Consider the following 8,394-nt stretch of genomic DNA (forward strand, 5'->3'; position numbering starts at 1 on the left):
TTGAGAAAACATATTTCTTGTTTTTCTTGGAATAATTTATTCTTTGGAAGTCCCTTATTCTGTTGCTGCGGTTGGATGGGTTGTGAAGTTGTCTTTTGGGTAGCTCTGTGGCGGAAGTCCCAAGGCATCACAGGATTAGCCTAACTCCAAAATGCTAAACGCTGTTGTTTGGCGGTGTTTTCACCTTGCAACAAGCTATCTTTAGATTGTGGACAGCCTTTGAGATACTGGCGATAAACTATAGCCTGTCCCTCCTGCACCATATTCACATTGATACTGCGATTCCCTACATAAATCTCTGCTACCAATCGCTTATATTTGTCAGTTTCAACGGAGCGTAGAGTAATGGCTTGTCCTACTGGTAGGAGTTGTTTGAGTCTTGCTGATGATTGCTGTCCCCAAGGATTCTGTTTCATCTCTGGTGCATCAATGCAAGCAAGGCGGACTGTTACAGTTTTGTTACCAGTTTTCACCCGTATGGTGTCACCGTCACCTACGCTTACAACTGTAGCGGTAAGATTGTTGGCAAATACGGGTAACGACATTTGAGCTAGAAACAAAGCCCCAACACCAATCAAGCGAAATTTAAAAACCATTTGTACTAAAAATCACTCTTAACTTCTTTTAGGATTCCCAATTTCGGCCAAGCGATCACTAGTTAACTCACAAATTATTTTTATGTTTTAAAGTAGAAAATAGTTTCATTGAAAGTGATTGTTAGTACCAATGAAAGTTTTAAGGTTAGTCCTACCAGCCTTGTTGCTGCTAGGCACGCCTGCAATGGCAGTTGAGTTCAAAGGGCAAAATATTGATGGTCAAAAGCTGCCTGCTAGAGCTTACTATTATGCAACTGGTGGTCTTTACAAAGTTCAGGTCAGCTTTCACAACAAGCGGGCCACAATTTACTTTGATGACGGCAACCAAACAACTATACAGTTGAACCAACAGGTAATTACTGACTCAAACAATATTGAAGGTTTTGGAAAAATAGGGCAATATCCTGTAAGTAGCACGTTCAGTCTTGGTGTCACTGAAAGCATAAGATGGTTATTGTCAGCTTTTGGTGATCAGTAGTGGGCTGGTTTAGGCAGAAGGCAGAGGGCAGAGGGCAGAGGGAAGAAAGAAGAAAGAAGAAAGAAGAAAACTACAGAAAGTCTTGTGGTACAAGGGTTAGAAAACCTCTACATCATAAGAAAAGTCTTCAGGTTGGATCTGGGTCTTTATCACAAGTTCTACGACGACAGGCAAAATCTTAAAACCCTTCTGCCTTCTGCCTTCTGCCTCCTGCCTCCTGCCTTCTGCCTTAAAGCGCGTAACCTTTCATCATCACCAAAAGTGGCCAAGAACCATCTTATCCTTACAGTGACACTTGGCTTGGTGTATGACAATAATTGGCTTGGCAGGAGTGATAGTCAATTGCAACAATCCAATGCGCTAGATGGGTTGTGGAAAATTAGTTTGGAGTGAAAAGTAATGTTGACTAATTTTCTCCCATCACAAGTTAATCAATTAACAGACCCAAAAGCGATTGCTTTTGCCCAAAGTATTGAGAGAATTGCTCTTGCAACCTCCCTGAGCCAAAACCAAATCCTCACAACCTATATTAAAAAAGGTAGTGGGGGAACACCAATTCTGCTGCTACACGGTTTCGACAGTTCCATCCTAGAGTTCCGTCTTCTGTTGCCATTACTTGCTACTCAAAATGAAACATGGGCAGTAGATTTGTTAGGTTTTGGCTTTACACAAAGGCAAAAAGAAATAAATTACAGTCCAACTACAATCAGAATTCACCTTTACGATTTTTGGAAAACTTTAATCAACAGACCGATAACACTAGTGGGCGCATCAATGGGAGGTGCAACTGCAATTGATTTTACTGTTACTTACCCTCAAGTTGTAAAATCATTAATATTGATTAATAGTTTAGGTTACACTAGTTCTCCCGTCTTTACCAAATACTTGTTTCCTCCTTTTGATTTTTTGGCTGTGGAATATCTACGTCAACGCCACATCTTGGCATTAAATATATGTAGTATCTTACCTAATCTAGATACCAAAATACTTTTGGCTATTCAATGCGCCATGTTACACCAAGAAATGCCTGGTTGGAATGATGCCATGATTGATTATGTAAAATCTGGTGGTTATAGTGAATTAGCAAATACAATTGCCCAAGTTGACAAACCAACACTCATTTTATGGGGAGAAACTGATGATATATTGCCATCTGAAGATGCAGAAAAATTTCAGCAATCTATTGTCAACTCTCAACTAATATTACTCAAAAATTGCGGTCATGCCCCTCAAATTGAACAGCCACAAATCACATCTCAACATATTTTACACTTTCTGAATAGTGGGAAATTTTAATTGAGCTTAAGAGGATATTTTAAAAGTTCCGCTAGGTATAATTTAGCTATTCTGCACTTAAGCTAGTGTAGAACAGATAAATTGATACAAAAATCAAATCTTTCTTTAGCTATAAAAAGTTATATGAAATCGTATTTATATTCTAAAAAGGAAAACAGATGACTGATAAAAAGGTCGTGCTAGTTACAGGAGCATCATCTGGATTTGGGCAATTAACTGCTAAAAAGCTTGCTGCTGTAGGTTATTGGGTCTTCGGTACCAGTCGCAAATCACATCCAGCATCAGATGATGTGGAAATGTTAACGCTCGATGTTACCTCTGATGACTCAGTGCAATTATGTATCAAACAGTTGCTCACACGGACTAATCGCATTGATTTACTGATTAATAATGCTGGACAAATTCATGCCAGTATGCTGGAAGAAACTTCTTTACAACAAGCCAAAGAAATCTTTGAAACCAACTTTTGGGGGGTTGTCCGCCTCACTAACGCCGTTTTACCAATTATGAGACAGCAGCGGAGTGGACATATTATCAATATCAGTTCAGTCGCAGGATTGATTGGCGCACCCGGTCAAGGTTTTTACAGTGCAAGTAAATTTGCCCTCGAAGGTTATAGCGAAGCACTGAGCGTGGAGCTAGACCCGTTCAATATTAAAGTGTCTTTAATTGAGCCTGGTTACTTTAAGACTAACTTCAACCATGCCATGTTACCACCCACCTTCAATTATGCTGATTACGACAATGTACGTGATGTGATTCGCTCAACTGTCACTCAAGCAATTGCACAAGGCGATGATCCAACAAAAGTTGCACAGACAATTGTCTTTGCTGCTCGTAGCCGTTCCCCACGATTACGGTATCGCGTTGGTAATGAGGCACAATGGTTGCCTCGCTTGAAAGCAATATTGCCAGATAACTTGTTTCGATTTGGTGCCCGCAAGCGGTTGAACCTGCCATAAATCACAGCTTCTATTTAATACAGCGATAGCTGCGCCACCGCCTGCCAGAGAATGCCCGAATGCGAACAGTGCCTCTTGTATTGAGAAGGGCTGTAAGGCTAGGGCAAAGCTTTGCAATACAACCAAAATTTTAATTAGATATCAATATTTATCTGTTCTATCTGTCTGGCAGCTTTATCCCAAAACTTTGCAGAAGCCTCATATTTCCAATGATTTCTGAGATTTTCTGCTTTTTTATGACTGATTCGTTCTAACATTTCTAGAACTGCGGCTAATGTTAATTGATCAACAATTGCCTCTAAAGACTCCATATATTCTTTTGTCATAACTAACCTCTTGAAGAACAATAAAAGTTAACTTTTTTCTTGGAGAATCGTAAATGTACAATTTTACTGTTGTGCATAACCTAATTATATGGACACGATTAAATACGTTCTCACTGAAAACCAAATGCCAAAAGCTTGGTACAACATCCAAGCTGACTTGCCACAAGCCTTACCACCAGTTTTAAATCCTGCTACTGGTAAGCCAATTACACCAGATGAATTATTACCTTTGTTTCCATTGGCACTGATTGAGCAAGAAGTTAGCCAACAAAGATGGATTGAAATACCAGATGCAGTCCGCTCTATTTATTGCCAGTGGCGACCAACTCCTCTTTATCGTGCCCGTCGTTTAGAACAAGCTTTAGATACGCCTGCCAAAATTTACTACAAATATGAAGGTGTTAGCCCTTCTGGAAGCCACAAACCGAATACTGCGGTCGCCCAAGCATACTACAATAAACAAGCTGGAGTCAAAAAGCTAACTACTGAAACCGGAGCCGGACAGTGGGGATCATCTCTAGCTTTTGCCGGTGCGCTATTCGGTTTAGAAGTTTTAGTTTATATGGTAAAGGTTAGCTACCAGCAAAAGCCTTACCGCCGAGCTTTAATGGAAACCTACGGCGCGAGGGTCGTTGCTAGCCCAAGCACTCAAACCCAAGCCGGACGTAAAATTCTTGCACAACATCCCAATAGTAGTGGCAGTTTGGGGATTGCTATTAGTGAAGCTGTAGAAGTAGCTGCTGCTGATGAACAAACTAAGTATGCTTTAGGTAGTGTTCTCAATCATGTACTCCTGCATCAAACCGTCATTGGTCAAGAAGCACTGACTCAATTAGAAATGGCAGGAGATTATCCTGATATTGTTATTGGCTGCACTGGTGGCGGTAGCAACTTTGCCGGAATTGCCTTCCCATTTCTCGGTCTTTACTGCGAGGAGAACGAGATATACAAGTAATAGCTGTCGAACCTGCTGCTTGTCCATCATTGACTCGTGGAAAATATGCTTACGATTTTGGTGATACTGCCCACTTAACCCCCCTTACCAAAATGCATACTTTAGGTAGTAGTTTTGTTCCCGAAGGAATTCATGCTGGAGGCTTGCGCTATCACGGTATGGCTCCCCTTGTTAGCCATATTGTGAATTTGGGATTAGTTGAATCACGTGCTGAATACCAACTCGCTTGCTTTGCTGCTGGATTAACTTTTGCGACTTCTGAAGGAATCTTGCCAGCACCAGAAGCTAATCATGCTGTCAAAGCAACAATTGACGAAGCTCTGCTCTGCAAACAAGAAGGAAGAAGCAAAACTATCCTGTTTAATCTTTGCGGTCATGGACATTTTGATATGCAAGCTTATATCGATTATCAAGCTGGACGGCTTGTTGATACTGAATATAGTGCAGAAGAAGTGGCAATGGCCCTGGCAGGATTACCTGTAGTTGATTCGTGACCCAACAATTCCCTTTTTCTTTGTGACGCTCGAAACAACCATACAGTTGAACCAACAAGCGATCGCTTGGAACAGGCAATATACTGGTACTATGCCGAAAGTAAAGAGAGTGCGTAGGCGTAGCCCGCCGTAGGCATCGCTGTCTCTTATACTCACATAATCCTCACCTTGTCTGTACCGTCCACCCTAATGGATCAGTTGCTGACAGCTGCTTAGACTTTCGAGAAGACCCCAACGCCGAACCAGTAGAACTATGGGAACCTAGAAGGAGCCACTTATTACAACGGCAAGTTAATTGTGCAACCACAACAGAGGTGGACACAACAGCAAAAACTGGAGTTACTTGATTGGCATCCGATGTTTACTGGTAGATGTCCACAGTGTAGTAGTGAATTTGACCGGGGCGACACTTCAAGAGTGCATTGGGATTGTAAGTGCGGCTGGATGGATGATTCAATTTAGAGCCTTCGCTCTTTCTTGCTTATGCTTTATGGCGCTACTTTTTCTTTAAACTGCTTTCCAGCAGAAAACGCAGGTACTCTAGTTGCTGGAATAGTCATTGTCTCCTGGGTTTTGGGATTACGCCCCTCGCGCTCTGAGCGATCGCGTCGCTCGAATGACCCAAACCCTACCAGCGTTATCTTCTCTCCATTCGCTACAGCTTCGATAACTACTGACAAAAAAGCACTGATGATTTCATCGGCTTGCTTTTTTGTGACGTTGGCTTTGGCTGCTACAGCATCCACTAATTCACCTTTGTTCATAAATCGCCCTGAAGTCTTGTTTTGAAAAGGAAATTTACTTTACCATTACTACCTTTTGTGAGGATAGGGGGAAAACGACTAACAATCAAGCAGCATACGAAAATTTACAATGCACGGTTACTCCTGTGGCAACTTGAAATTAAGGGGTAGCTCCTTGACAGCACCCAGTTCCTCAATAAGTGAGGATAAATTATACCAATTTGAAAAATGATTGCGACAGATGGAAAACTGAAACACTTATCCAATGGATGTTTCACAATCCAAAATCTAAAATCAAAAATCCAAAATGGTATTACATCTAGCTATGGACACTCAACTTCGACAGCAAAAGAAATTATTGGTACAAATGTATTGTAGTGATGGTAGATTAAACAATGCACCTTCTATGGTTCCGTCGAGATTTACGATTAACTGATAACGAAATTGTCACAATAGCAACTGCTGACGGTGCAGAAGTTTTGCCATTCTTTATCATTGACCCTTGGTTTTATACCTGGGCTGATGTGGGAAAGAAGAGAGTTCGGTTCTTATTTGAGTCGTTGGAAAACCTCAATTTTAATCTTCAAAAGTTAGGTAGTCGGCTGTACTTATTTGAAGGTAATTCTACAGATATTGTGCCAGAGTTGACTAAGCAGTTAACTGATCTTAGGTATAAACCCAAACTTTTCTTTAACCGTGATGTGCAGGTAAAGTATGGTATCAGCCGCGATAAAACTATAGTTGATTTTTACAAGCAGCTGAATCTCGACTACCACATTGGGCTGAACAACTTTCTGCAATCACAAGATAAACGTGATGAGTGGTTTAGCGAATACTATAGCTATCAAAGACAACCCCAACATCCAACACCTCAAACTATCAACACGCCCCAAGTGACTCTCAATTTACCACAACTAACATTTGAAGAACTTAAACATAAGTATCACAGTTTTTGGGCAGGAGAGAAAATTTATTTTTCAGGAGGTGAAACCGAAGCACAAGACAAGCTAGACTCATTTTTACAGAAGAGATACTACGGTTATCACTGGAAGCTTTCTCGTCCAATGTTATCACAGCTTGGAGTAACATCTCACTTGTCACCACACCTGACTTTCGGGACTATTTCAACCCGTACTGTCTATCAAAGTACTAAAACCAGAGCAGAAAAATTAAAAACTCAACCCAAGGCAGAATTCTCCCTCAAAGCATTTCGAGACCGTTTACGCTGGCATGATAGTTTCACTCAAAGACTCTATTTTTATCCAGAAATTGCTTACACTAACCGTTACCCGGAATTTGATAGTTTGTATATACCATCAGAATTATCACCTGCAAAACAAGAGTTATTTCAGGCATGGCTTGAAGGAATGACAGGTTTCCCTTTAGTAGACGCAAGTATGCGGCAACTTCAAACGATGGGCTGGATGAACTTTCGGATGAGGGCAATGTGTGCCACGTTTTTAACTATCAACTGTGGTATTTCCTGGCATCACGGCGCTAGACATTATATGAACTATTTAGTAGATGGAGATTTAGCAATTAATAATTGGCAATGGCAGATGCAGGCTGGTGCAACTAATCCATTTAGCGATACTTTTCGCATCTATAACCCGTCAAAGAATATTGCCGAAAAAGACCCTCAAGGAGACTTTATTTACCACTGGATACCGGAACTGCGGGGCTACAGTTTACCAGAAATTGAACAGGAGAAATACATTAACAATAGTTATTATCCACAACCAATTCTAGATTGGTCAAAGACGCGTAAAGTTAATGGTAAGGTTGTTTCTGACTTACGAAAGCAAACAAAACAGCGATTATTAAGCGAAGGTGGAGATGAATACGATAGTGCAATCGCTGCTAAAGAAACAGTTGAGAAATACTGGCAGCATAAAGACAGAGAGTACAAAGAATATCAACAAAAGCTTTCCCTGACACAAGAGTGAAGCATTATCTAGATTACGGATGGTGCGCGATATTTTTACCCAACGGACAACAGAAAGTCTTTTACGGTGATGATTGCTGGAAATAAAATTATCACTCAGTTGGGGAAAATCGGTACTTCAATCTCAAGTGATCGCGATCGCACTCTGGCGCAATGCCTCCTGAAGATTGCACTCAGAATTTATCGGGAGAAGCTCATGAACAACCAACCGAATCATAAAAACTTTAGCCCACAAGAAACGCCATGTCCTATCTGCGGTTCACAAAATTTTGTTTGGGGTCGTACCGTTGGAGAATCAGTAAGTCAGTGGGTATATTTCCGTGCTGATGAGGCTGGGTGGGGGGAAGGCGAAAAGCTGCGGACACGTAAATGTAAAAATTGTAACAATGTTCAGTTATTTACGTATGATTAGCTGTCAAGACAAACCAAACTAGCCTTGAGGCTAAAACCAGCACTCCAGTTAAAATTTGTCGTAGATTTCAAGCAGGTGCAGAACCACCAAGCGCATTTCTGTATGTCAGATAAACTTGTATTACTTTGTTTTTGCTGTTCGGCTTCCCATTTCTCCCATTTCACCCTTTGGATATATAACTGAACAG

13 protein-coding genes are annotated in these 8,394 nt (G+C 41.0%); 8 read left to right on the forward strand and 5 right to left on the reverse strand.

Features of this window, described 5'->3' with window-relative positions; translation table 11 throughout:
- Positions 1 to 140: 140 nt before the first annotated feature.
- On the reverse strand, positions 141 to 596 hold the full coding sequence (locus HWQ42_RS04510; protein ID WP_292809702.1) for a thermonuclease family protein: 456 nt from the start codon (positions 594 to 596) through the stop codon (positions 141 to 143).
- A 130-nt stretch (positions 597 to 726) separates the two neighbouring features.
- On the opposite strand from HWQ42_RS04510, the gene HWQ42_RS04515 reads away from it, so the two are divergent.
- The 3 genes from HWQ42_RS04515 (at position 727) to HWQ42_RS04525 (ending at position 3,332) form a co-directional block, all read left to right on the forward strand.
- Positions 727 to 1,074 carry a hypothetical protein gene (locus HWQ42_RS04515; protein ID WP_292809704.1) on the forward strand — a complete coding sequence of 116 codons (348 nt, stop codon included), beginning with the start codon at positions 727 to 729 and terminating at the stop codon, positions 1,072 to 1,074.
- 399 nt (positions 1,075 to 1,473) lie between these two features.
- Entirely contained in the window at positions 1,474 to 2,370 is an 897-nt protein-coding gene (locus tag HWQ42_RS04520) for an alpha/beta hydrolase (protein ID WP_292809706.1), read from the forward strand.
- Positions 2,371 to 2,528: 158 nt separating this feature from the next.
- Positions 2,529 to 3,332, forward strand: a complete 804-nt coding sequence (locus HWQ42_RS04525) for an SDR family NAD(P)-dependent oxidoreductase (RefSeq protein WP_292809709.1) — start codon at positions 2,529 to 2,531, stop codon at positions 3,330 to 3,332.
- A gap of 134 nt (positions 3,333 to 3,466) precedes the next feature.
- On the opposite strand, the gene HWQ42_RS04530 is transcribed toward HWQ42_RS04525, so the two are convergent.
- Positions 3,467 to 3,658: a hypothetical protein gene (locus HWQ42_RS04530; protein WP_292809711.1), complete on the reverse strand. Its 192-nt coding sequence runs from the start codon at positions 3,656 to 3,658 to the stop codon at positions 3,467 to 3,469.
- A gap of 88 nt (positions 3,659 to 3,746) precedes the next feature.
- Here HWQ42_RS04530 and HWQ42_RS04535 point away from each other — a divergent pair, with 88 nt between their 5' ends.
- Both HWQ42_RS04535 and HWQ42_RS04540 read left to right on the forward strand, forming a co-directional pair.
- Positions 3,747 to 4,613, forward strand: coding sequence for a TrpB-like pyridoxal phosphate-dependent enzyme (locus HWQ42_RS04535; protein WP_292809713.1), 867 nt, complete (start codon positions 3,747 to 3,749; stop codon positions 4,611 to 4,613).
- 29 nt (positions 4,614 to 4,642) lie between these two features.
- The gene (locus HWQ42_RS04540) at positions 4,643 to 5,107 is read left to right on the forward strand and encodes a hypothetical protein (RefSeq protein WP_292809715.1); all 465 of its coding nucleotides are present in this window, start codon (positions 4,643 to 4,645) and stop codon (positions 5,105 to 5,107) included.
- Here HWQ42_RS04540 and HWQ42_RS35430 read toward each other — a convergent pair.
- A complete protein-coding gene (locus HWQ42_RS35430) occupies positions 5,087 to 5,263 on the reverse strand; it encodes a hypothetical protein (RefSeq protein ID WP_334812402.1) in 177 nt (58 codons plus the stop codon). The genes HWQ42_RS04540 and HWQ42_RS35430 overlap by 21 nt on opposite strands.
- Before the next feature lie 141 nt (positions 5,264 to 5,404).
- Between HWQ42_RS35430 and HWQ42_RS35435 the strand changes: the two genes are divergently transcribed.
- Positions 5,405 to 5,569 carry a hypothetical protein gene (locus HWQ42_RS35435; protein WP_334701936.1) on the forward strand — a complete coding sequence of 55 codons (165 nt, stop codon included), beginning with the start codon at positions 5,405 to 5,407 and terminating at the stop codon, positions 5,567 to 5,569.
- Between the two features lie 26 nt (positions 5,570 to 5,595).
- On the opposite strand, the gene HWQ42_RS04550 is transcribed toward HWQ42_RS35435, so the two are convergent.
- Positions 5,596 to 5,871, reverse strand: a complete 276-nt coding sequence (locus HWQ42_RS04550; protein ID WP_292809717.1) for an HU family DNA-binding protein — start codon at positions 5,869 to 5,871, stop codon at positions 5,596 to 5,598.
- A gap of 374 nt (positions 5,872 to 6,245) precedes the next feature.
- Between HWQ42_RS04550 and HWQ42_RS04555 the strand changes: the two genes are divergently transcribed.
- A complete protein-coding gene (locus HWQ42_RS04555; RefSeq protein ID WP_292809719.1) occupies positions 6,246 to 7,796 on the forward strand; it encodes an FAD-binding domain-containing protein in 1,551 nt (516 codons plus the stop codon).
- Positions 7,797 to 7,865: 69 nt separating this feature from the next.
- A complete protein-coding gene (locus tag HWQ42_RS04560) occupies positions 7,866 to 8,207 on the forward strand; it encodes a hypothetical protein (RefSeq protein ID WP_292809721.1) in 342 nt (113 codons plus the stop codon).
- Here the strand turns inward: HWQ42_RS04560 and HWQ42_RS04565 are convergent.
- The coding region (locus HWQ42_RS04565; RefSeq protein WP_292809724.1) for a hypothetical protein at positions 8,204 to 8,394 on the reverse strand (191 nt) is incomplete at its 5' end. The two genes, HWQ42_RS04560 and HWQ42_RS04565, sit on opposite strands and share 4 nt — an antisense overlap.

Origin of the sequence: Nostoc sp. JL23, assembly GCF_017115065.1 — a bacterium.
Classification (GTDB): domain Bacteria; phylum Cyanobacteriota; class Cyanobacteriia; order Cyanobacteriales; family Nostocaceae; genus Nostoc; species Nostoc punctiforme_A.